Below are 22,339 nucleotides of genomic sequence, written 5' to 3' on the forward strand. Positions count from 1 at the left end.
AACAATAAGAACATATTAGAATGATTTAACTAACTTTTAACGGGGTCTTACAGCGCTTCCGGCGCGGCTTTGGTTAAATTTGTTGACATAATTTATGATGTACAGATTTTGCATAAGGAAGTGTATTTACGCCATTTTGATTTGTATAGGATCGGTAGCCTGTGCCCAGGCACAGGAGTTCCGCTTTACTACCACTGTGAGCAATAATGCCGTGACGTTGGATGAACCATTCCAGATCCAGTTTATGCTGGAGAATGGCGTGAATATTACAAGTTTTACTCCACCCAGTTTTAAAGATTTTGAAGTGTTGCAGGGCCCTTCTCAAATGCAGGGGCAATCCATTTTCAATGGAAAACGTTCTGAATATATTGCATTAAGTTACCTGCTGCAACCCAAACATGTGGGCAGCTTCACTATTGCCGGCGCCCAGGCGCGTGTAAACGGCAACCTCGTTAAATCAAACCCGGTTTTAATTGAAGTGAGGAAAGGCAGTGGACAGCAACAGCAGCAGGCCGCGCCTCCATCGTCCGGGTTTCCGCCACACCGCGGATCACCCGGTGGCAATGAAGATATGGAAGGTATCCTGAAGAAAGGAGAAGACATCAATGAAAAACTGAAGAAGAATATTTTCCTGAAAGTAGAAGTGGATAAAACCAATTTATACGAAGGAGAGCAGCTAACGGCCACGTATAAACTTTTTACCCGTCTCCCTACAAATTCGAGCGTTACCAAAGTACCTGCTTTCAAAGGATTTTCCGCCAAAGATATTGAGTTGCCCAACCCGCCGCAGGCCACCGAGGAAAGGGTGAATGGCGTTCCCTATAAAGTATTCACCATCCGGAAAACATTGCTTTTCCCGTTGCAATCGGGCACCCTGGAACTGGATCCCGTGGAAGTAGACAACCAGGTGCGCCTGGTAAAAATGGTGAGTAAAAAGGGTAACAACAGGGCCAGGGATCCTTTCGAAGATTTCTTCAACGATCCTGCATTCAGAGACCCATTCTTCGACGATTTCTTCAATCGCCCGGAAGTGGAATACCAGGATGTTCCTTACAAAATCCAGAGCAACCCGATAAAGATCACAGTTAAACCAGTTCCGGTAGATGGACGCCCCCTCAGCTATAATGGCGCTGTTGGCTACTTTAACATGACTGCCGTGGTGGATAAAAAGAAACTCTCCACCGATGACGCACTCACATTAAAAGTAACCGTCAGCGGCCAGGGTAATGTGAACCTGCTGAACTCCCCTAAAGTGGAAACGCCTACCGGCTTCGAAAAATATGATCCGAAAGTAACAGACGATATAGAGAAAAACAGCAATCCCCTTTCCGGCAGCCGTACATTTGAATATGTGCTGATGCCACAGGAAGCAGGCGGCCATACCATACCGGCTGTGGAATTCTCCTACTTCGACCCCGCAGCCAACAGCTATAAAACATTGCGCTCCCAGCCTTTCAACATCCAGATTGAACAGGGCAAACATATTAAGCAGGATAAACAGGATTTCAGCGCCGGCAAAAATGAGCTGGTAAAAAATGAAACCGGTATCCTCGACTGGACAAAAAATCACAGCTGGTTTATCCTCAGTCCGTGGTTCTATGTATTGCTGTTATTACCATTGCTGATAGCTGCTGGTATCATTTTCTACAAGCGCCGCAAAGACTACAATACTACCAACGCCGCAGTATTGAAACACCGCTATGCTAACAAAGTAGCGCTGAAACGGCTGGAACTGGCTGCCCGTTACCTGAAAGAAGGCAAGGATAAAGCTTTTTATGAAGAAACATCACGTGCTGTTTGGGGTTACCTCAGTTCCAAACTGAAAATACCAATGGCCGATCTGAGCAAACAACTGATACAGGATAAACTGAGCGCCCGCCATATTAATGGCAGTAATACACACGACCTGTTTAACCTGATCGATAACTGTGAAGTGGCCTTGTATGCACCGGGGCAGGATAACCGGAAAATGCAGGGAACTTATGAACAGGCGGTGAGCATTATCACCAACCTGGAAGACGCGTTAAAGAATTAATTACTTAACGAAAGGCGAAATGCTGAACTACAGAAAAATTAAACCGGTACTATTGACTGCAATATGCGTGCTGGCGTTTACAGTAAGCCATGCGCAAACGCCATCGCAGAACCAGCAGCAACGGTTTGAAGAAGCGAACAAACTCTTTAATCAAAGCAAGTTCACGGAAGCGGCCAGGGTTTACCAGCAATTACTGGATGAAGGCCATATGCAGAAAGCGCTTTACTTCAACGCAGGTAATGCCTGGTACAAAGCAGGGAAAACCGGGCAGGCGGTTTATAACTACGAGAAGGCATTGCAGCTATCACCCAACGATGGGGCAGTGAAACATAACCTTGCCATAGCCAACCAGAAAGTAAATGGCTTTGTGGAGGAACTGCCGATGGTGTTTTTCCAGCAGTGGTGGTTACAACTGCAACATCTCCATAAAGCCAACGGCTGGGCAACAGGTACGGTTATCCTTTTCTGGTTGTTTGTTGCCGCTATTGTGCTCAATGTATACCTTCCCGGGTGGAGGAATAAATTTTTACGCTGGGGCGCTTATGTACTGGGCGTGCTATGTGCGTTGTACCTCATCATGTCTGTAGATACTTACCTGTGGTCCAACAACCATGAAGCGGGTATTGTAATGAACGGTAATATCAGGGCAAAAACCTCCCCTGATGAAAACAGCAGGGATGCCTTTGAAGTGGGAGAGGGCATGAAAGTGCGGATTACAGATGCTACCCGCGAGTTCTGTAAAATTGAGCTGGCAGATGGTAAAAGCGGATGGATCAGTTGTAACTATATCAAACGGTTATAGTCTTTCGATACGCTGCAGGAAATCCTCTTTCTTATCCCGCGCCAGTGGTACGCTGTAACCATCGCTCATAATGATCTCCCCGCCATCTCCCTTAATATATTTTTCCATAAAAGACAGATTGATGAGGAAACTGCTATGAACGCGGAAGAATCCTTTATCTGCCAGCCATTGCTCCATTTCCATCAGGGTACGGCATACCATCACCGGCTTTTCCGGCTCCTGTAACTGCAGCCGGGTTTGCGTGCCAGCACCTTTGCAATAAATGATATTTCTGGCTGTAACCATGCGCAAACCGTCTGAGGTGGGCAGCGCCAACCGTTCGTCCTGGCTCAGGTGTTCCTGCAGGAAATGAAGAAGATTGTCTACTTTCCCTGCTGTTATGATGGTGGATTGGGTACCGGCTTTCTCTACTGCATCTTTCAGCTCACTGCTGTCTATAGGCTTAAGGAGGTAATCCAATGCACTGTGATGGATAGCCTGGAGGGCGTACTGATCATAAGCAGTAATGAAAATAACAACGAAGGAGCGGTAATTACAGGTTTCCAGTACCTGGAACCCATCCATTCCCGGCATTTCGATATCGAGGAATACCAGATCGGGATGTAGCTGTTCAATGGCAGCCAGGGCTTCGGGGCCACTGCTGCAAAGAGCCTGTACGGCAACGTGCGGGCAATACCTCTCCAACATCATATGCAGTGCATCCCGGCTGTGCTTCTCGTCGTCCACGATAATGGTACGCATGTAGGATCAGATTATGAAAGGTAGTTCAGATTTTATGTTGCGGGTAAAGTATATGGTCTTTGATTCCATTATCCATGTAGAAATTAAGCAATTTACAGGACATTACCAATTAAAGCCTAGCCTGCCAGGGATTGACGGGCGGCTACATGTTGCATGCTGATAATAAGGCGGTTACCGGAAGGTTCCCGTTCTCCATTATATACCTGTAATGACTTTATACTGGCTTTCATCTGGTATTTTTCGCTCATCATATATAGTCGCTCCGAGGCGATATCTATCCCTGAGGCCTGCCGCTCGCCGGTGCCATCAAGCATTTCGGTGATCAGGATGCCGTTGTCTTCCAGCTGGATCTGGAGCCGGTCGTTTTCTTTTGAGAGGGTGATCCTGAGTTGCCCGCCAGATTTTTCGGGCCGTAGCAGGATCCGGTGCCAGATGGCATATTGCACATAGGGCTGGATGATCAGGGGAGGGATGAGGGTGAACTGCAGGTTCACTTCCGGGCTTACAATCAGCTGGTAGTTGAACTGTTCATCAAAACGCAGCTGTTCCAGCTGGATATACAGTTCCAGGGCATCCAGCTCGTCCTGGAGGGAAATCCATTCCTTATTGAAATTGCCGATCATTAACCGCATGAGCCGGGAGAACCGGGTAAGATACAGGGACGCCATGTCTGTACTGGTGGTAAGAATATAATGGTGGATGGCATTAAGGCTGTTGAATATGAAATGCGGGTCCATCTGCGCCTGGAAAGCATGAAGTTCCAGGTTAATCAACGCATGGGTTTTGCTGATTTCTTTCGCTGAGGCTCTCCTGATTTTTCTTTCCCGCAGGGTAAAAAATACTATTAGGGTAACGAGACTTAACAAAAAAAACAGCCAGAAGGGCCACTCCGCAGCAAAGACGATATCAGTATAATGTGCCACTAACTAGGTTTATAGGAAGTATACTTCTCTACTCTTATAAGCGCAATAAATATCGGCTAATTAATTTCCAATAGAAAGTGGGATTTACTATGAGGCGGGTTTTTACCGGAAACTGGGGAGAATGGGGTGAAAAGTGGCTGTTGGGAAAATGGGCCCTCAGCTTTAAGCAAATACAGCGGAGATGACTATACTTATCTACTGCTGCATTTGCCCAGCGCTGGTATCAGGCTTCCGTAAACTTATAGCCCACACCTCTTACGGAGTGGAAGTAGCGGGAGTTCCGGCTGTCTTCTTCAAAATATTTACGGAAATTGAGGATAAAGTTATCGATGGTCCTCGTGGTAGGATACACGTTGTAACCCCAAACCACCTGGAGGATCTTCTCACGGGTAACCACTTCCCCTTTATTTTCGATGAGCAGCTTCAGCAGCATGGCTTCTTTCTTACTCAGTTCATAATGTTTACCATCTTTACCTACACATTCCTGTGCGGCAAAATCTATTACGTTATCACCAAAGCGGTATACATTGGGTACACTGTCTTTGTCCTGGATCTTTTTATTTTTTACGATGAGTTTTTCCACCCTTAAAAGGAGTTCTTCCAGGTTAAAGGGTTTGGTCATGTAGTCATCGCCTCCTTTTTTGAGGCCCAGTACGCGGTCGGCGCTACTGTTTTTGGCGCTCAGGAAAAGAATGGGGATTTCATTATTCTGAATACGGATGTTTTCGCATACGGCGATACCATCCATTTCAGGCAGCATAATGTCCAGTATAATGAGATCAAAATATTCGTTTTTAACTGCTTTCAGTGCAGCTGTGCCGTTGTCCACTGCGGTAACCTCGTAACCTTCCAGCTCCAGGTTCAGCTTCAGGGCTTCCTGGAGATTTTCCTCGTCTTCCACCAGCAGTATTGATGCCTTTGTCGCTTCCTTCATGTGTTATTGTTTGATTTTACATCGAATCCGGATCCCGGTATTCATCAATCCGTTATCTAATTTACGCCGTTTGCACGGAATATTCAGGCCATGATATTTCAAAACAGCTGCCGGTGGGTACATTGTCTTTCACTTCAATGTTGCCACGGTGCTGTTCCACTATCTTGGCCGTGAGGAACAGGCCGAGGCCGGAGCCTTTTGCTCTCCGGGTATTTTCATTGCCTACCCGGTAAAATTTCAGGAAGATCCTGAGTTTTTCTTCTTCCGGGATTCCCGGGCCTTCATCGATCACCTGTAATTTCAGCTGCCGGTTGTTTTCAAAGAGTTTTACAAAGATGGTGGTATTTTTAGGGGCATATTTTGCTGCATTCTCCACCAGGTTGCTCAGCACAATTTGTAAGGTCAGCTTATCACCTTCCATCCACACATGCGGTAATATGTCTGCTATGATCTGGTGGGTGCCAATGCGGCCGCCGAGATCTTTGATACTGTTTTCCACCAGGGCTGAAAAATCCAGGGGCTCTTTAAACACCTGGTACTTGTGTGTTTCCAGCTGCGCTGCCAGCAGGATGTTATTACATAGCTGGTCGAGACGGTTGGTTTCCCGGATGGTGTTATTGATCAGCTTCAGTTGCTTTTCTTCATCGAGCCTGTGTTTGCGGATAGTTTCGAGATTCAGCTTGGCTGCAGCGATAGGCGATTTCAGTTCATGTGTAACTGCCATCATAAAATTCTGCTGTTGCCTGCTGAGCTTCATATATTTCCACACCGCCCTGTATACAAAGAGCGCGCCGAGTAAAATGATCCCTAAAAAGATAAGGCCTTCACCGAGGTATTTGAAAGCGCGCATCCGCTCTTCTTTATTGATCCGCTGTAGTTCCAGCTGGTGCTCCACCGGTTGGGCAAGACTATCTACCCTGAGGGAAAGGTTTTGTTGTTCGAAGGCGCGGATCTGTTCACTTTGTCTGAACAGCAAAATGCCCCACCATACCAGTGCGGCAATTGTATACGCCATTACTAAAAAATAAACGAAGGAAACGGACTTTCCTTCCTGCATTTTATTGAAAATTCTTTTCATCATGGCCTTGTGCCGGCTTTCTCAATCCGCAAGCCAACATTCATCACATAGGGGAGCGGATTTTGCCGCATATTTTGTTCAAAAGTAAACTTGTAGGTACCCGGTTTATTAAAAATAGCACGTTGCTGGATGAAGATACGATGCTCATAAATATCATCCAGGCCGGAACCGGACCATTTGCCGGTTACATCAGCAAGCGGCAGTTCTACCCGTTGTTCCTTTGCTATACTGTCGCCAGGATACTGTGTGCCTATTAACATCCATATATTGCTGTAAGGATAGGCGTCTGTATGCCTGACGTTTACACAGATATTGTAAAGGTACGCAGTATCTTCCGGTTGTATTTTTACTTCAAAAGATGGTTTATAATCATATGTCCACTCATGCCCGGGAATTTCCAGGTTCTTTTCGTAAGTGTCCATTTTAGGTGGCTTACAGGCTGCAGCCAAAAGAAACAAGCCTGCTGTGACCATGAAAAGTTTGTTCATACGGTGTTCGCCTTACTATAAAACGTTTAATACTTGTTCTTTGGCTTTTTCCAGTTCATCTTTCATCAGCACCACCCATTGCTGTATACCGGCATCATTGGCTTTGGAGCCGGTAGTATTGATTTCACGGCCTATCTCCTGTAATACAAAGCCCAGTTTCTTTCCTTTGGCAGAATCGCTGTCTTTCAGAATTTCCCTGAAATACCGGAGGTGGTTTTCCAGGCGTGACAGTTCTTCCGAGATATCCAGTTTTTCCAGGTAGAAGATCAGTTCCTGTTCCAGGCGGTTGGCATCTACATTCTCCTTTCCAACATGCTCAGCCAGCAACCCCTCAAGACGCTGACGGATACGGTCTTTGCGGAGCGGGTCCAGTTCACGGACCTTCTGCATATATACGTCTATATTATCGATGCGTTGCTGCAGATCGGCTTCCAGCATCAGCCCTTCATCCTGGCGATGCGTATCAAGGTCTATCAGTGCTTCCCGCAATGTATCTTCCACATCTTTCCATTCTTCTTCGGTCATTTGTTCTGTAGCGGGACTTACCACTTCGGGCAGTTTCATCAGTACATTGAGCATATCCCCCTGGGGGAGCTCCAGCTGGTTGGCCAGCATGGTAATAGATTGATAGTAATATTTTGCAAGGTCTGTATTAATCACAACCGGGCGGGTGGCGCCATTTTGGCGGATATTGATTGTTGCATCCAGGGTTCCGCGCTGCAAGGTTTGCTGCATAAGGGTACGGATGTCAAATTCATAGGGTCTTAACAAAGGAGAAAACTTCAGATTCACCTCAAACTGCTTTCCATTCAGCGATTTGATCTCCACTACGATACTAGTTTCGCCTCTTGCGCTTTCTGCCCTTCCGAAGCCGGTCATTGATTTCAGCATAATACAAATTTGTAGGTGACAAACCTAGTTAAAAAAGCTGAAAGCATAAAGCTTAAAGCAAAAAGCAGGAGCCGCAGTCAACCGGGGGATCTCTTTGCGCCAGGCATACAATAGTCAGCGTGCCTTCAATTTCAATTTCCGGTAGATCTCTTCCCTGCCCAGTTCTATAATGTCGCCCGACTGCATGCCTGCAACCGTGATAAGCTCCATACGGTAACGGACAAGCCTCAACGTAGGAAAACCAACAGCGGCTGTCATACGCCGCACCTGCCTGTTTTTACCTTCCTGCAGTACCATTTTGATCCAGGGTGCGGGAATAGATTTACGGAAACGGATGGGTGGGTTACGTGGCGGTAATAACGGTTCTTCATCAAATATCTCTGCCCGGCACCTTTTGGTGCGGTATAGCTTACCATCCACATTGATCTCCACACCAGCCTCGAGCTGCTGTACAGCTTCCCGCGTAACAGCGCCATCCACCTGCACCCAGTACTCCCGCTCATGGGCATGTTGCGGTAACAGCAATTGCTGATTCAACGCTTTGTCGTTTGTAAGAATCAGCAACCCCTCACTGTCGTAGTCCAAACGCCCCACCGGGTATACATCCGGAGGCACTTTAAAATAGTCTGCCAGGCAGGCCTTGTTTCCTTCCGGTGTAAACCGGGTTAACACCTCATATGGTTTATAAATAATATAATAATAAAGCGCCACGAATGCTTTTGCTTTGGTTAAGGAGCCGTAATTTAGTACTTTTGCAAATTGATTATGGCTACACCGTTCCACAATCCTTCATGTCATCATTGCAAGGATCGTTTCTCGTCAATATTCTGCAAGGCGGAACAATGCAATCTCGATCAGATTGCGGATGCCAAAGTATGCTCAGTATACAGGAAAGGCCAGGTGATTTTCCACGAAGGCGCCTATCCTTTTGGCGTATACTGCGTAAACGATGGCAAAATAAAACTGTCGCACAGTGGAGATGACGGCCGGGAACAGATTATACGCCTGGTCAAAGCCGGGGATATCATGGGTTACAAAGCCCTGCTGAGTAACGAGAGATATACGGCTACTGCTACTGCCCTGGAAGACTCTTCCATCTGTTTTATACCTAAAGATCTGTTTCTCAATATTCTGCAAAAAGACGCATCCCTTTCTTTTGAAATGATGCGCATTTTATCAAGCGAGCTGCGCAAAGCTGAACTGAAAATCACCCACCTTGCGCAAAAACCGGTAAGAGAGCGCCTTGCCGAAACACTGCTCTTTATAAAGGAAACTTACGGGCTTGAAGAAGACGGCCATACCCTCAGCGTCCGCCTCTCCCGTGAAGAGATCGCCAACCTGGTAGGCACCGCCACAGAATCCGCTATCCGTCTGCTTTCTGAATTCAAAAAAGACGGCATGATAGAGCTGGAAGGTAAAAAGATCCGCCTGCTGGATATGGACGAGATCATCAGAACCGCCAATCTTCAGGATTAATACCGCGTTCCTGACAAATATCATATTCCCCCTTGACGCATATCATTGCCGCCCTCTGCAGCTACCGGTACTTTTGTAACAGTTCAAAAGACCATCCTCATGCCCGCTTGTTCCGCCAATACCCATACTGCCTGCTATCACTGCGGGGAAAACTGTACTGATAACGATATTAGTTTACAGGATAAGGTATTCTGTTGTACAGGATGTAAAACAGTATATGAAATACTGCACCAGCACAATCTTTGTGAATATTATGACCTTAATTCCAAACCAGGTATCAGCCGGCGGGTAGCGGTGCGAAGCGAGAAGTTTGCCTTCCTCGATGATGAGAAAATTGCACAACAACTCCATCTTTTCAAAGATGATACCCAAACACATATTTCCTTTTATATACCACAGATCCACTGCAGCTCCTGTTTATGGCTGCTGGAAAACCTGCATCGTTTAGAGGAGGGAGTACAGCGGGTAACTGTTAATTTCAGTAAGAAAGAAGTGCTGGTCATTTATAACCACACTCTTACTTCTTTAAGAAAGATCGCCGAAGTTTTAACGGCTATCGGGTATGAGCCTTATATCAGCCTGCAGGACCTGCAACACAAAAAACCTGCTGTTAACCGGCAGCTGGTGTACCAGTTGGGCGTTGCAGGATTTTGCTTTGGCAATATTATGCTGCTGAGCTTCCCCGACTATTTTGCCGGCGCGGGTGGCCTTGATGCTACATTTAACCAGCTGTTCCGGTATATGAACCTGGTATTGGCATTGCCTGTATTGCTGTATAGCGCACAGGCATTTTATAAGTCGGCCTGGAGCGGCTTAAAGCATGGCTTCCTCAATATCGACATACCTATTGTACTCGCTATCTTCGTCACTTTTGTGCGTAGCCTCTCGGAAGTATTCAATGGCCTGCCGGGATACTTTGATTCTATGACGGGTATTGTTTTTTTTATGCTTACAGGAAGAGTGTTACAGGATAAAACCTATCGCGGGCTTTCATTTGACCGGGACTACACCGCCTATTTTCCTATAGCCGTTAGCGTTATAAAAGAAGAAAAGGAAATTCCTGTAGCGCTGCCGGAACTCAGATCCGGCGATACCATTCGCATCCATAACAACGAGCTGGTGCCTGCGGATGGCATTATTGTAAGAGGCAAAGCGCTGATAGATTACAGCTTTGTTACAGGGGAAAGCGCTCCTGTAAGCAAGGCTATCGGGGAAATTATTTATGCCGGTGGCAGGCAACTGGATGGTAACCTGGAAATACTGGTCATAAAGGAGGTGGCGCAAAGTTACCTGACCAGTTTATGGAACCGCGATGAGCTAAAAAACAGAGAAGAGAAACAGGTATCGTTTGTACATCTGCTGAGCCGTTATTTTACCTGGATAGTACTATTGATTGCCGCACTCACTGCCTGCTACTGGTGGTTGTATGAGCCCGGCCGTATATGGCCTGCGGTTACAGCTATCCTCATCATTGCCTGCCCCTGTGCATTGCTTCTGGCCTCATCCTTTACCAACGGGCATATCCTGCGGATCCTGAGCCGGCATAAGCTTTACCTGCGCAATGCCCAGGCCATTGAAAATATGGCTGCCGTTACCCATATTGTATTCGATAAAACAGGTACTCTCACCGGCAAAACAGGTAGTTCCGTTATCTATTACGGCAACCCGCTTACCCCTGCGCAGGAAGTAAGAATAGCCACGCTGGCAGCGCAATCCACGCATCCCTTAAGCAGGGCAATAGTTCAGTATTGCGGTGATCCATTACCACAACAAACAAACGATTTCCGGTTGTTCCCCGGCAAAGGCGTATGCGGCTGGGTGGAAGGACACTTTATCCGGCTGGGCAATGCGGATTTCACCGGCGCCCACCGTAAAAATGAACAAACGGGAAGTGTAGTCTATGTATCTATCAACGAAAAGCTTTACGGTTTATTTACGATCCGCAACAGCTACCGCAGCGGCTTGCGGCCGCTGATACAGCAACTGCAAACCAGGTATATGCTGACTGTACTTTCCGGCGACAACAACCATACTATCAGGCAGCTGCAGCAGCTGATGGACAGTGACGCCACGCTCATGTTTGAACAACAACCAGCCGATAAACTCGCTTATATCATCTCCCTGCAAAAAAAAGGAGAAAAGGTAATGATGATCGGCGATGGATTAAATGATGCCGGTGCGCTGAAACAAAGCGATATCGGTATTTCATTAACAGAAGACAGCAACAATTTTACACCGGCAAGCGACGGTATATTACATGCACAGCAATTACCCCTGCTGCTGTCTTTCATCCGTTTATGCAAAGCAAACAAACGGATTATCCTGGTCAGTTTTGCATTGTCGCTGCTATATAATATTACCGGTTTATACTTTGCTGTGCAGGGGATCTTATCGCCGCTGGTAGCTGCCATACTGATGCCTGCCAGTTCTGTCAGCATTATCCTGATCACTTTTGCATGCAGCGAATGGCAGGGTAAAATACTTTACAGTAAAGCGTTAGCGCAATTGAATGATAAAAGTCATATTCCAGGTTGAGTAAAATCATTGTGGTAACGATAAGCCCCTTTTACCTTTGCTATTATACGATACATAGTAGAATCTAAGCAACACCTCAAATAAGCCCGTGCGAAATGGGCGTGTAAACAGCCGCTGAAAAGGCTGTTTACACGCAACGGGTGAGGCATGCCGCAAAAAGAAGCATGGTAATTACATCACAACACAACAGCCATGAAAGGAATGAACGTAATGCAGGTAGCGGGAAATGAAAAAGTGAAGAGTTGTGCTATACTGAAAACAAAACGCTTTGACGCCACGCTGCTCATTATGCAGCAGGGGCACCAGATTCCGCCGCATACATCGGCTGCTCATGCTATGATACTTATACTGGAAGGAAGGGTAGCGTTTATGCTCAATGAAGAAGTGACTATCCTCGGATCCGGTGATGTTTTCTCCTTTGGCGCCAACGAAATACATGCACTGCAGGCACTGGAAACAGCACGATTTATCCTCATTAAATAAATAACCATGAGCGTTATCATCATTTTACTGGGTGTTAGTTTACTTGTAGCAATGGGCTTCCTTGGCGCCTTTATCTGGTCGGTAAAAAATGGTCAGTTCGAAGATGATTTCTCACCGGCGCACCGCATTCTTTTTGACGATAAGACTGATAACGTGAACGAATAAACGCATTTATCAACACCTTCAAATACCGCTATGTCACTCGAAAAATTTTATTACGACAACCGCACGGTGAAATGGTTTGCCTATGCCTGTATGTTCTGGGGGCTGATAGGCATGCTGGCCGGGTTGTGGGCAGCGCTGGAACTGGTGCTTCCAGGTCTTAACATGGGGTTTGCACCCATCACGTTCGGCAGGCTGAGGCCCGTACATACCAACGCCGTCATTTTTGCATTTGTGGGCAATGGTATTTTCATGGGCGTATATTATTCGCTGCAACGGCTTTGTAAAGCGCGTATGTTCAACGATCTTCTGAGTAAGATCCATTTCTGGGGATGGCAGGCCATTATTGCAGGAGGCGCCCTTACGCTGTTCCTGGGTTATACCACGGGCAAGGAATATGCAGAACTGGAGTGGCCTTTCGATATTGCCATTACGCTTATATGGCTGGTGTTCGGCGCCAATATGCTGGGCACTATCCTTCGCAGGCGCGAATCACACTTATACGTAGCCATATGGTTTTACATTGGCACATGGGTAGCCATTGCTATGCTGCATATTATTAACTCCTTTGAATTTCCTTTATCCCTGTTCAAAAGCTACAGCTGGTATGCGGGCGTACAGGATGCGCTGGTACAGTGGTGGTACGGGCATAATGCAGTGGCATTTTTTCTCACCACCCCTTACCTTGGACTGATGTACTACTTTGTGCCAAAGGCGGCCAACAGGCCTGTGTATTCCTATCGCTGGTCTATCATCCATTTCTGGTCGCTGATCTTTATCTATATCTGGGCCGGCCCGCATCACCTGCTGTACACCGCTTTGCCCGAATGGGCGCAATCATTGGGAACTGCTTTTAGTATTATGCTTATTGCTCCTTCCTGGGGAGGTATGCTCAACGGCCTGCTCACCCTGCGCGGCGCATGGGACCGCGTGCGGGAAGATGCCATCCTGAAATTTTTTGTGGTGGCACTTACCTGCTATGGTATGGCCACTTTTGAAGGACCGATGCTGTCACTGAAAAACGTGAATGCCATCAGTCACTATACCGACTGGACTATTGCGCATGTTCACGTAGGTGCACTCGGCTGGAATGGCTTCCTTACATTTGGTATCCTTTACTGGATGATCCCCCGCATTTTCGGCACCCGGCTTTATTCCCGCAAATGGGCCAATACCCATTTCTGGATTGGCACACTGGGCATCATCTTTTATGTAATTCCTCTTTACTGGGCAGCCTTTACACAGAGTATGATGTGGAAACAGTTTACGGAAGAAGGGCAACTGAAATACCAGCTCCTGGAAACAGTAACCACCATAGTGCCTATGTATGCGCTGCGCGCACTAGGAGGCATATTATACATCAGCGGCCTGGTACTTATGGTGGTAAACCTCTCCAAAACGATCCGGAAAGGTGCATTTATTGCCAACGAAGCAGCAGAAGCCCCGGCATTACCTAAAGAAATTGTTACGCACGGTAAAACGCACTGGCACAACTGGATAGAGCGCCGGCCCATACAATTGGTGGTATTCAGTTTGGTGGTGGTAGCTATTGGCGGACTACTGGAAATGATGCCAACCTTTCTTATCCGCAGTAACATCCCAACCATCAGCAGCGTAAAACCTTATACGCCACTGGAACTACATGGCCGGGATATTTACCTCCGGGAAGGCTGTTATACCTGTCACTCACAGATGATCCGTCCTTTCCGTGATGAAGTAGCCCGTTATGGCGAATACTCCAAGGCTGGCGAGTTTGTATACGATCATCCTTTCCAATGGGGCTCCAAGCGTACCGGCCCGGACCTGGCGCGGATTGGCGGCAAATATCCTGACTCCTGGCACTTCAACCATATGCTCGATCCCACTTCTATGTCGCCAGGCTCTATTATGCCTGCTTATCCGTGGTTGTTTGAACAAAGGGTAGATAAAAGCAAAACGCCTGCTATGATCAACGTGATGCGAAAACTGGGTGTTCCCTATGCCAGCGGTTATGAACAACAGGCCAATGTCGATCTTGAAAAACAGGCACAAGAAATTACTGCATCCCTGCAAAAGGATAAGGTACCGATCAAAGCCGATCGTGAAATTATCGCGCTAATCGCCTACCTGCAAAGGATGGGAAGAGATATTAAATCAGCTCCCCAACCTTCACCGGTAGCGGATAAAACTGAATTTTAAAATACAATACCATGAAGTTCATTAACTACCTGGAATCTATATCCGGCATCAGTGTTTACCCGATGGCATCGTTGCTGTTATTTACTGCCTTTTTTGTAGCCGCTTCACTTTGGGCTTTGAAAGCCGATAAAAAAATGGTGGATCATATCAGCCGTATTCCATTAGAAAATGACGATGCAAATCCCCAATAAAAGAAACATCATGAATAAGCAGTTTATACAGCTATTGACCGGCAGTTTATTATGCAGTATCCACGCCTTCGCAGATAGCGGAACCCAGGGGTCTTCCGGGCTATCCGATCCGATAGCCCTTGTATTACTAGCAGTAGCCGGAGGATTATTACTGGCCATTGGCATCCTTGCCAACGCGGTACTGGGCGCTATGGATATTTTCCGGGAAAAGATGAAGAAAGATGCCGGCAAGATGCTGGTAACCGGGGGGATTGTTGTGCTGACGCTCATCGGGAACAGCGCCTTCGCACAGGAGGCCTGCTACGCCAGCAACCCGGAGGTTACCAGGCTGTCGCAAACATCTTTCTACCTGCTGGTATCCGTTATTATACTGGAGCTGTCTGTGATCATCAGCCTTTTATTCCTGCTACGTTACCTGGTGGGCATCAAAAGAAGATCCAAACCGGCAAAAAAACCCGCTCCGGATAAACCACGGGTGACCTGGTTGGAAAAGATCAATAAAACCAAAACGGTGGACGCCGCCGCAGAAGCAGAAGAAGACATGGGGCACAACTTCGACGGCATCCATGAGCTTAATAACCCTACGCCTCCCTGGTGGAAATGGGGATTTATATTCACCGTTTGTTTTGGTGTGGTATACTTCTGGCGTACGGAAATTTCCCACTCAGCGCCCAGCCAGCTGGAAGAACTGGCCGCAGCAGAAAAGATGGCTGCTATTGCCAAACAGGAATACCTGAAGAAAACCGCCAATAACATCGATGAAAACAATGTAACCATGCTTACCGACCCAGCCGATATAGCCGCAGGTCAGAAGATATTTATCTCCAACTGTGCACCCTGTCATGGCCCGCAGGGACAAGGAGTGGTGGGGCCCAATCTTACAGACGATTACTGGCTGCATGGCGGTAAGCTCAATGAAGTATTTAAAACAATCAAGTACGGTGTGGCCGACAAAGGAATGAAATCCTGGAAGGAAGATTTTTCACCTAAGCAACTGGCGCAGGTAGCCTGCTACATCAAAACTTTATATGGCACCAACCCACCGAATGCCAAAGAACCGCAGGGACAAAAAGAATAAAGCATCAGGGACAAAAAGAATAAAGCATCGGTTATGACCAACAGCACATTCAGAGATACAATAGCTACCGTTGACAGGCAGGGCAAACGCAGCTGGATATACGCAAAGCAGCCTAAAGGCCGCTGGTATAATATCCGTAGCCTGGTTAGCCTCCTGTATTTTAGTGTTTTCTTCAGCCTGCCGTTTATTTCCATAAATGGCAGGCCTTTGTTTTTGCTGAATGTGGTGGAAGGGAAGTTCATCCTTTTTGGCGCTATTTTCTGGCCGCAGGATTTTTTCATTTTCGGATTGGCAATGCTGGCCTTCATTCTGTTTATAGTAGTGTTTACAATGGCATTCGGAAGGCTTTTCTGCGGATGGATGTGCCCCCAAACCATTTTTATGGAAATGTTGTTCCGCCGCCTGGAATACTGGATAGAAGGGGACGCCGCTGCGCAGAAAATGTTACGGCAATCACCATGGAACACTAACAAGATTATCCGGAAAACAGGGAAACATATTGCTTTTTATGCCCTGTCTTTCCTTATTGCCAACATATTCCTCGCTTATATTATCGGGGCCGGAGCACTGGAAAAAATTATCAACGAGCCATTGTCATCACATGCCGGAGGTTTTATCGCCATCATGGTGTTCTCCGGGGTATTCTATGGCGTGTTTGCCTTTATGCGGGAACAGATCTGTACGATTGTATGCCCTTACGGCCGCTTACAGGGCGTGTTGCTGGACAGGAACTCTATCCTGGTGGCATATGATTACGTAAGAGGGGAGCCCCGGGGAAAATTCCGCAAAAATGAGTCCCGGGCACATGGCGATTGTATCGACTGCATGCAGTGCGTGAAGGTATGCCCTACGGGGATAGATATACGGAACGGCACCCAGCTGGAATGTGTGAACTGCACTGCCTGTATTGATGCATGCGATTTCATGATGGAACAAACCGGCCGGCCGAAAGGACTGATCCGGTATGCTTCTGAAAACGGCATTGCCAGCAAACAAAAGCTACGTTTCACACCCCGTCTTAAAGTATACTCCGCTGTGCTGGCAATTTTGCTCACCGCTATCAGTTTTATGCTGGGAAGCCGGAAACCGGTTAGCGGCACTATTATGCGCACTGCGGGTATGCTGTACCAGGAAAGGGGGGCGGATAGCTTATCGAACCTGTACCGTATAAAGCTCGTGAATAAAACAGGCAGGGACATCCCTGTGGAGCTGAAACTGGAAGATGAGAGCGGGGTTGTTTCCATGATCGGTAATGCTGTGATCCATGTAAAGGCAGAGGGACAGGGAGAAGGCACCTTCTTTATCGTGTTACCAAAAGTATCCGTGCATCGACGTAAATCTGCTTTGTACGTCGGCCTTTATGAGAAAGAAGAAAGGATCAGCCGTATACGCACCACGTTTTTAGGACCGGTGCAATAAACAGGATAGGTCATTTATATCATCTTAAAAAAATATTACCATGAACTGGGGACATAAGATCATCATAGTATTCGCAGTATTTGCAGCCGGTATTTTAGCGCTCGTCACCAAAAGCATGCGTACCAGGATTGACATGGTAACACCAGACTACTACAGCGAAGAACTGAAATACCAACAGGTAATTGATGGAAAAGAAAACGCGGGCAGGCTGTCGGCCCCGGTAAATATATCGCAGGAAGATACCGGAATACGGATCTCTTTTCCGCCTGAGCTGCGTAACCGGTCCATCACCGGCAAACTCATTTTTTACCGGCCTTCTGATTCCGGTAAAGATGTATTGCTTCCACTTCAACCTGATCTGCAGGGGCAACAGTTTATTGATAAGGGATTGTTTATCCGCGGACCGTATAAAGTGAAAGTGGCGTGGACCATGAACAATTTGCCTTACTACCAGGAACAATTGGTAAATATTAATTGAGCCATGTTAGTTATTTAAAAAATTACAAAAGATATACGCATTATGATCGCCTCTTTCATACTGGGTTTTATGGGCAGCTTTCACTGTATAGGCATGTGCGGCCCCATTGCGTTAACACTACCTGTACAGCATCTTACGGGCGCCAGGAAGCTGGCGGGCATTGGGTTATACAATGCGGGCCGTATCAGCGCCTATTCTGTTCTTGGATTGTTCTTTGGCTGGCTGGGCAGGCAGTTATACCTGGGTGGGTTGCAGCAGTGGCTATCGATCATTACCGGTAGTTTACTCCTGTTGCTGGTGATATTGAAAAGTGCGGGCGTAAGATTAACAAAAGGCAGGCATCTCCCCGGAGTTTTTACTTCAAAGATAAAATCCCTTTTGGGAAGCCTGTTACGGGAGCAGCGTTTCAGCACTTTGTATGCCATTGGCTTCCTGAACGGGCTTCTGCCTTGTGGCCTGGTATACCTGGGCATTACCGGTGCCATTGCCTCCGGCGACGTGCTGAAAGGAATGCTGTTCATGGCAGCCTTTGGCGCCGGTACCTTACCCGCAATGGCCGGTGTTACTTACTTCAGTTACCTGGTTAGCTTACCGGTACGCAACCGGATACGCCGCATGATGCCGGTAGCAGTCAGTATCATGGGTGTGTTGCTGATCCTCCGTGGCCTGAACCTGGGCATTCCCTACATCAGCCCAGTGCTCACATCCGGTACTGAACATGTAGTTGAAAATTGTTGTCATAAACCATCCAATCAACATGAGCCTCATCAGTAAATATAATGTGGCCGCACCGCGGTACACCAGTTATCCTACTGTTCCGTACTGGGACGAGCATACCTTTCATCCTGAAAAATGGGAAACGTTACTGCAGCGTTCCTTCCGGGAGTCGAACGGTAAAGACGGGATCAGTTTATACATTCACCTGCCTTTTTGTGAAAGTATGTGTACTTACTGTGGTTGTAATAAGCATATTACCGTTAACCATGGGGTAGAGGTGCCATACATTGAAACATTGCTGAAGGAGTGGCAGCTGTACATTGATACTTTCGGCGGGCGCCCGCATATCCGGGAAATACATCTTGGCGGAGGTACTCCCACCTTTTTCAGTGCAGCAAATTTAGCGATGTTGCTGAACGGGATTTATCAAACAGCAGAACTGCTGCCCGATGCCAGCCTGAGCTTTGAAGGGCACCCGGGCAATACCACGCCGGAGCATCTCCAGCAGTTGTACAACCTGGGCTTCAGGAGAATCAGTTTAGGTATACAGGATTTTGATATGCGGGTACAGGAAATCATAAACCGTTTGCAACCATTCGGGATGGTGGCTTCCGTAGTAGAGAACGCCAGGAAGATCGGCTTTACCTCTGTTAATTTCGACCTTATTTACGGGCTGCCGTTACAAACACTGAAGAGTATGCAGGACACTATTGATAAGGTTGTCCGGTTGCGCCCCGACAGGATCTCTTTTTACAGTTACGCACATGTTCCCTGGATAAAAGGGACCGGTCAGCGACGCTATACTGAAGCGGATCTTCCTAAAGATGAAGAAAAAAGACAGCTGTATGAGCTGGGTAAATTACTGTTCGACGGCAATGGTTATACAGAGATTGGTATGGATCATTTTGCACTGCCCGGAGAGGCATTGCATAATGCTTTCCTTCAAGGCAGGTTGCACCGTAACTTCATGGGATACACGGCATCCCATACGTCACTGCTGGTTGGTTTGGGAGCATCTTCTATTGGCGACAGCTGGTATGCCTATGCTCAAAATGAGAAGAAGGTAGATAAGTACCAGGAGCTGGTGAACAAAGGCTGGTTTCCGGTTGTGCGGGGCCATATCCTGAATGAAGAAGACGGATTGCTGCGTAAGCATATTCATGAGCTGATGTGCAGGTTTGAAACTACCTGGAACAATGCAGATACACAGTGCGATGCGGTAACTGAAGGGCTGCAGCGATTACAGGAGCTGGAGAAGGATGGCCTGGTACAGGTACTGCCTCAGAAGGTGTTGGTAACGCCTGGTGGAAGGCCGTTTATCCGTAACATTTGTATGGCCTTTGATGCAAGACTGTGGCGACAAGTACCACATTCACAATTATTTAGCACAGCTATATAAAGCCTCTTGCTTTTGCCTTATCCGGGATTATGATGATTACTTTTTTAATTGAGCGGATAAATGCAAAAACAAATAAAAACTCAAATCATCATAATCATCATAATCCCGGATAAGACAATTCCCTGCTTTTGGGGTAGAAAAACCCAAAATCTGAAAAAAAGAGGACGTCAACCGGTTTATGCATTTACCGGGAAAAGGGTATAAAAAAGAGGATCAGAGAAGTGTGAATTTTGGTAAGATGAAAATACAATCTGCTGTAACGCTTTATTCATGCGGGTTTCAAAGGCAATAAAAAAAGTCTGACCGTTGGAACAATCAGACTTTCTTGTTATGTGAATGGGTTAGTAAGTACAGGGAAACAAAATTCCCTACACAATATTAAAAAGAATTTCATCACAAAAGAAAAAATTTACAAAAAATTTTATTCACACTACTAAAATAATTGTGGATAACAGTAGATTGAAACTTTCCAATCCCGGTTATCATGCCTTCATATTTTGATTGTTGCAATTGCCGATTTACTACCTTTGTTGCTTCTTAAACATCATTCAATAATTCAGAGTATATGAAGTTCGAAGTACCTGTTGCAGTAACGGAGATAGCAGCATATATAGGCGCAGAGCTGGTTGGCAACAGCCAACTGATGGCCACAGGCATCAATGAAATACATAAGGTTACACCGGGGGATATTTCGTTTGTTGACTTTGAGAAATACTATAACGCCAGTCTGCAATCGGCAGCAACTATCATTATCATTAACAAAAAAGTGCCTTGTCCTGAAGGTAAGGCAATCCTGGTACTGGACGACCCGTTCAGTGCATATGTAAAACTGGTTAAAAGATTCAGGCCATTTGAGGCAGCAACCAAAGCCATCAGCGACAGCGCCGTGATAGGAGAGGGCACTATTATTCAGCCCAACGTATTCATTGGCAACCATGTGCGCATCGGCCGGAACTGCCTCATTCATCCCAACGTTACCATTTACGACTACTGTGAAATTGGCGACAACGTAATTATTCATGCAGGTACTGTGCTTGGTGCAGACGCTTTTTACTTCAAGAAAAGAGCTGAGCGGGAAGTGATGTACGATAAACTGGAGAGCTGCGGAAGAGTGATCATTGAAAGCGATGTGGAACTGGGCGCCGGCTGTACTATCGACAAAGGCGTAAGTGGTGATACCATCATTGGCCAGGGTACTAAGCTGGATAACATGATCCATGTAGGTCATGGTACCGTGATAGGCAGGAACTGCCTTATTGCCGCACAGGTAGGTGTGGCCGGCAAAGCTAAAATCGAAGACAATGTAATCCTCTGGGGCCAGGTAGGAGTAAATAAAGATCTTACTATCGGTAAAGGCGCCGTTGTACTTGCACAAAGCGGCGTACCCTCATCCCTGGAAGGAGGCAAAGTATATTTCGGTACCCCCGCAGAAGATGCCAGGGTAAAAAAGAAAGAACTCGCCTGGGTAAAACGTATCCCTGAGATGTGGGCAAAACTGAAAGAATCCAGATAATCATTAACGCCGGGAGCACTAACAAGCACCCGGCGTTTTAATAGTCAAACCACCCGTTTCATGAAATATCTCTCTATTGCTTTACTCCCCCTGCTGTTCTGGAGCTGTACCACCACCAAGCCCACCATTGCCAAATCATCCTTATACACCAGCGACCAGGAGTGGCCAGTGAAGGTGAAAGACGGCTGGCTTACCGCTAAAACCATTTCTTTTGGCCTTTATTCCACTACTTCCCGTAAAAATGGGGTAGCGGAAGCAACCTTCATCAAAGACCCTAAAAACGCCTTTAATTTTTATCTGAACGGTAATGAGGAGCACCTGTTGATTCAAACTATGAATACTGCCGCCATTGTGTTCTCGAACCGTGATTTACCTGCCTATTTAAGCGGGTTACCGGCCGGTACAGAGCTTCGCTACGCACTGATCAACGGTACCAGGAATGAGCCTTTAAAACGCTGGGAAATGATTGTTAAGAGCCCTCATTACCTGGAGTTGAATGAAAACAAACCGGCAGGTGTGCTGAGATCTACGGATACAGATATACGTATTACTGCCAATAACCGGTATGGTAAGGTAAATTCTTATGAAAATGTGTGCTATGAATTTCAGTACCGCGGGCAACCCGTGGCGGCAGTGATCCCCGGTGAAAAACCCAGGGTATGGATGGGTAAAGAGGTGCCTCCTGAAATAGCCAAAACATTAGCCGCTGCAATAGCTGCTTTCCTGTTTTGAGTAACACGCGGGTTTTGTCTTGGAACACTGATTTCGCTGATATTTTTGAAATATTTAAGGGAGACAAAAGCAAATAACTTGCTTCT

Annotated in this window: 22 protein-coding genes; 15 read left to right on the plus strand and 7 right to left on the minus strand. The window is 46.7% G+C overall.

The genetic code is table 11. The features are described from left to right. Nucleotides 1–94 precede the first annotated feature (94 nt). Together FN124_RS09385 and FN124_RS09390 are read left to right on the plus strand one after the other, a co-directional pair. Nucleotides 95–2,035: a BatD family protein gene (locus FN124_RS09385; protein WP_142684471.1), complete on the plus strand. Its 1,941-nt coding sequence runs from the start codon at nucleotides 95–97 to the stop codon at nucleotides 2,033–2,035. A 52-nt stretch (nucleotides 2,036–2,087) separates the two neighbouring features. Beyond that, the gene (locus FN124_RS09390) at nucleotides 2,088–2,837 is read left to right on the plus strand and encodes a tetratricopeptide repeat protein (protein WP_185937141.1); all 750 of its coding nucleotides are present in this window, start codon (nucleotides 2,088–2,090) and stop codon (nucleotides 2,835–2,837) included. On the opposite strand, the gene FN124_RS09395 is transcribed toward FN124_RS09390, so the two are convergent. The 7 genes from FN124_RS09395 to FN124_RS09425 form a co-directional block, all read right to left on the minus strand. Continuing rightward, complete coding sequence (locus FN124_RS09395; protein WP_142684473.1) at nucleotides 2,832–3,578, minus strand: LytR/AlgR family response regulator transcription factor; 747 nt, start codon at nucleotides 3,576–3,578, stop codon at nucleotides 2,832–2,834. The two genes, FN124_RS09390 and FN124_RS09395, sit on opposite strands and share 6 nt — an antisense overlap. A 116-nt stretch (nucleotides 3,579–3,694) precedes the next feature. Next, complete coding sequence (locus FN124_RS09400) at nucleotides 3,695–4,501, minus strand: sensor histidine kinase (protein ID WP_142684474.1); 807 nt, start codon at nucleotides 4,499–4,501, stop codon at nucleotides 3,695–3,697. A gap of 223 nt (nucleotides 4,502–4,724) precedes the next feature. After that, complete coding sequence (locus FN124_RS09405) at nucleotides 4,725–5,435, minus strand: response regulator transcription factor (protein ID WP_079471554.1); 711 nt, start codon at nucleotides 5,433–5,435, stop codon at nucleotides 4,725–4,727. Between the two features lie 61 nt (nucleotides 5,436–5,496). Further along, nucleotides 5,497–6,516: a sensor histidine kinase gene (locus FN124_RS09410; RefSeq protein ID WP_142684475.1), complete on the minus strand. Its 1,020-nt coding sequence runs from the start codon at nucleotides 6,514–6,516 to the stop codon at nucleotides 5,497–5,499. After that, nucleotides 6,513–7,001, minus strand: a complete 489-nt coding sequence (locus FN124_RS09415; RefSeq protein WP_142684476.1) for a gliding motility lipoprotein GldH — start codon at nucleotides 6,999–7,001, stop codon at nucleotides 6,513–6,515. The genes FN124_RS09410 and FN124_RS09415 overlap by 4 nt, the downstream gene beginning before the upstream one ends. Before the next feature lie 15 nt (nucleotides 7,002–7,016). Then, nucleotides 7,017–7,892, minus strand: coding sequence for a YicC/YloC family endoribonuclease (locus FN124_RS09420; protein WP_142684477.1), 876 nt, complete (start codon nucleotides 7,890–7,892; stop codon nucleotides 7,017–7,019). Nucleotides 7,893–8,006: 114 nt separating this feature from the next. Continuing rightward, a complete protein-coding gene (locus tag FN124_RS09425; RefSeq protein ID WP_142684478.1) occupies nucleotides 8,007–8,603 on the minus strand; it encodes a pseudouridine synthase in 597 nt (198 codons plus the stop codon). Nucleotides 8,604–8,657: 54 nt separating this feature from the next. Here FN124_RS09425 and FN124_RS09430 point away from each other — a divergent pair, with 54 nt between their 5' ends. The 13 genes from FN124_RS09430 to FN124_RS09490 all read left to right on the plus strand — a co-directional run bounded on the left by FN124_RS09430 (nucleotide 8,658) and on the right by FN124_RS09490 (nucleotide 22,253). Next, nucleotides 8,658–9,368, plus strand: coding sequence for a Crp/Fnr family transcriptional regulator (locus FN124_RS09430; protein ID WP_142684479.1), 711 nt, complete (start codon nucleotides 8,658–8,660; stop codon nucleotides 9,366–9,368). A gap of 99 nt (nucleotides 9,369–9,467) precedes the next feature. Continuing rightward, entirely contained in the window at nucleotides 9,468–11,903 is a 2,436-nt protein-coding gene (locus FN124_RS09435) for a heavy metal translocating P-type ATPase (protein ID WP_142684480.1), read from the plus strand. Nucleotides 11,904–12,095: 192 nt separating this feature from the next. Beyond that, complete coding sequence (locus FN124_RS09440) at nucleotides 12,096–12,386, plus strand: cupin domain-containing protein (RefSeq protein ID WP_142684481.1); 291 nt, start codon at nucleotides 12,096–12,098, stop codon at nucleotides 12,384–12,386. A gap of 6 nt (nucleotides 12,387–12,392) precedes the next feature. Beyond that, nucleotides 12,393–12,551 carry a cbb3-type cytochrome oxidase assembly protein CcoS gene (ccoS, locus tag FN124_RS09445; protein ID WP_142684482.1) on the plus strand — a complete coding sequence of 53 codons (159 nt, stop codon included), beginning with the start codon at nucleotides 12,393–12,395 and terminating at the stop codon, nucleotides 12,549–12,551. A 30-nt stretch (nucleotides 12,552–12,581) separates the two neighbouring features. After that, nucleotides 12,582–14,726, plus strand: a complete 2,145-nt coding sequence (ccoN, locus tag FN124_RS09450) for a cytochrome-c oxidase, cbb3-type subunit I (protein ID WP_142684483.1) — start codon at nucleotides 12,582–12,584, stop codon at nucleotides 14,724–14,726. A gap of 11 nt (nucleotides 14,727–14,737) precedes the next feature. Next, nucleotides 14,738–14,917, plus strand: coding sequence for a CcoQ/FixQ family Cbb3-type cytochrome c oxidase assembly chaperone (locus FN124_RS09455; protein ID WP_142684484.1), 180 nt, complete (start codon nucleotides 14,738–14,740; stop codon nucleotides 14,915–14,917). Between the two features lie 10 nt (nucleotides 14,918–14,927). Continuing rightward, nucleotides 14,928–15,995, plus strand: a complete 1,068-nt coding sequence (locus tag FN124_RS09460) for a cbb3-type cytochrome c oxidase N-terminal domain-containing protein (RefSeq protein ID WP_185937142.1) — start codon at nucleotides 14,928–14,930, stop codon at nucleotides 15,993–15,995. 33 nt (nucleotides 15,996–16,028) lie between these two features. Next, entirely contained in the window at nucleotides 16,029–17,414 is a 1,386-nt protein-coding gene (gene ccoG / locus FN124_RS09465) for a cytochrome c oxidase accessory protein CcoG (RefSeq protein ID WP_142684486.1), read from the plus strand. A gap of 40 nt (nucleotides 17,415–17,454) precedes the next feature. Beyond that, nucleotides 17,455–17,892: a FixH family protein gene (locus FN124_RS09470; RefSeq protein WP_142684487.1), complete on the plus strand. Its 438-nt coding sequence runs from the start codon at nucleotides 17,455–17,457 to the stop codon at nucleotides 17,890–17,892. A gap of 42 nt (nucleotides 17,893–17,934) precedes the next feature. Beyond that, nucleotides 17,935–18,666: a sulfite exporter TauE/SafE family protein gene (locus FN124_RS09475; protein ID WP_142684488.1), complete on the plus strand. Its 732-nt coding sequence runs from the start codon at nucleotides 17,935–17,937 to the stop codon at nucleotides 18,664–18,666. Next, the gene (gene hemN, locus FN124_RS09480; RefSeq protein WP_142684489.1) at nucleotides 18,650–20,008 is read left to right on the plus strand and encodes an oxygen-independent coproporphyrinogen III oxidase; all 1,359 of its coding nucleotides are present in this window, start codon (nucleotides 18,650–18,652) and stop codon (nucleotides 20,006–20,008) included. Before FN124_RS09475 ends, hemN begins: the two co-directional genes overlap by 17 nt. Nucleotides 20,009–20,573: 565 nt before the next feature. Then, entirely contained in the window at nucleotides 20,574–21,521 is a 948-nt protein-coding gene (locus FN124_RS09485; RefSeq protein ID WP_142684490.1) for a UDP-3-O-(3-hydroxymyristoyl)glucosamine N-acyltransferase, read from the plus strand. Between the two features lie 60 nt (nucleotides 21,522–21,581). Next, complete coding sequence (locus tag FN124_RS09490) at nucleotides 21,582–22,253, plus strand: hypothetical protein (protein ID WP_142684491.1); 672 nt, start codon at nucleotides 21,582–21,584, stop codon at nucleotides 22,251–22,253. The last annotated feature ends 86 nt before the right edge of the window (nucleotides 22,254–22,339 follow it).

The sequence above is a fragment of the Chitinophaga polysaccharea genome (genome assembly GCF_902150045.1).
Classification (GTDB): Bacteria; Bacteroidota; Bacteroidia; order Chitinophagales; family Chitinophagaceae; genus Chitinophaga; species Chitinophaga polysaccharea_A.

Bases quoted from the DNA above. Each gene is read 5' to 3' on its own strand.
- FN124_RS09385 (WP_142684471.1), top strand. From the start codon at position 95: ATGATGTACAGATTTTGCATAAGGAAGTGTATTTACGCCATTTTGATT.
- FN124_RS09395 (WP_142684473.1), bottom strand. From the start codon at position 3,578: ATGCGTACCATTATCGTGGACGACGAGAAGCACAGCCGGGATGCACTG.
- FN124_RS09405 (WP_079471554.1), bottom strand. From the start codon at position 5,435: ATGAAGGAAGCGACAAAGGCATCAATACTGCTGGTGGAAGACGAGGAA.
- FN124_RS09410 (WP_142684475.1), bottom strand. From the start codon at position 6,516: ATGATGAAAAGAATTTTCAATAAAATGCAGGAAGGAAAGTCCGTTTCC.
- FN124_RS09415 (WP_142684476.1), bottom strand. From the start codon at position 7,001: ATGAACAAACTTTTCATGGTCACAGCAGGCTTGTTTCTTTTGGCTGCA.
- FN124_RS09420 (WP_142684477.1), bottom strand. From the start codon at position 7,892: ATGCTGAAATCAATGACCGGCTTCGGAAGGGCAGAAAGCGCAAGAGGC.
- FN124_RS09430 (WP_142684479.1), top strand. From the start codon at position 8,658: ATGGCTACACCGTTCCACAATCCTTCATGTCATCATTGCAAGGATCGT.
- FN124_RS09435 (WP_142684480.1), top strand. From the start codon at position 9,468: ATGCCCGCTTGTTCCGCCAATACCCATACTGCCTGCTATCACTGCGGG.
- FN124_RS09440 (WP_142684481.1), top strand. From the start codon at position 12,096: ATGAAAGGAATGAACGTAATGCAGGTAGCGGGAAATGAAAAAGTGAAG.
- ccoS (WP_142684482.1), top strand. From the start codon at position 12,393: ATGAGCGTTATCATCATTTTACTGGGTGTTAGTTTACTTGTAGCAATG.
- ccoN (WP_142684483.1), top strand. From the start codon at position 12,582: ATGTCACTCGAAAAATTTTATTACGACAACCGCACGGTGAAATGGTTT.
- FN124_RS09455 (WP_142684484.1), top strand. From the start codon at position 14,738: ATGAAGTTCATTAACTACCTGGAATCTATATCCGGCATCAGTGTTTAC.
- FN124_RS09460 (WP_185937142.1), top strand. From the start codon at position 14,928: ATGAATAAGCAGTTTATACAGCTATTGACCGGCAGTTTATTATGCAGT.
- ccoG (WP_142684486.1), top strand. From the start codon at position 16,029: ATGACCAACAGCACATTCAGAGATACAATAGCTACCGTTGACAGGCAG.
- FN124_RS09470 (WP_142684487.1), top strand. From the start codon at position 17,455: ATGAACTGGGGACATAAGATCATCATAGTATTCGCAGTATTTGCAGCC.
- FN124_RS09475 (WP_142684488.1), top strand. From the start codon at position 17,935: ATGATCGCCTCTTTCATACTGGGTTTTATGGGCAGCTTTCACTGTATA.
- hemN (WP_142684489.1), top strand. From the start codon at position 18,650: ATGAGCCTCATCAGTAAATATAATGTGGCCGCACCGCGGTACACCAGT.
- FN124_RS09485 (WP_142684490.1), top strand. From the start codon at position 20,574: ATGAAGTTCGAAGTACCTGTTGCAGTAACGGAGATAGCAGCATATATA.
- FN124_RS09490 (WP_142684491.1), top strand. From the start codon at position 21,582: ATGAAATATCTCTCTATTGCTTTACTCCCCCTGCTGTTCTGGAGCTGT.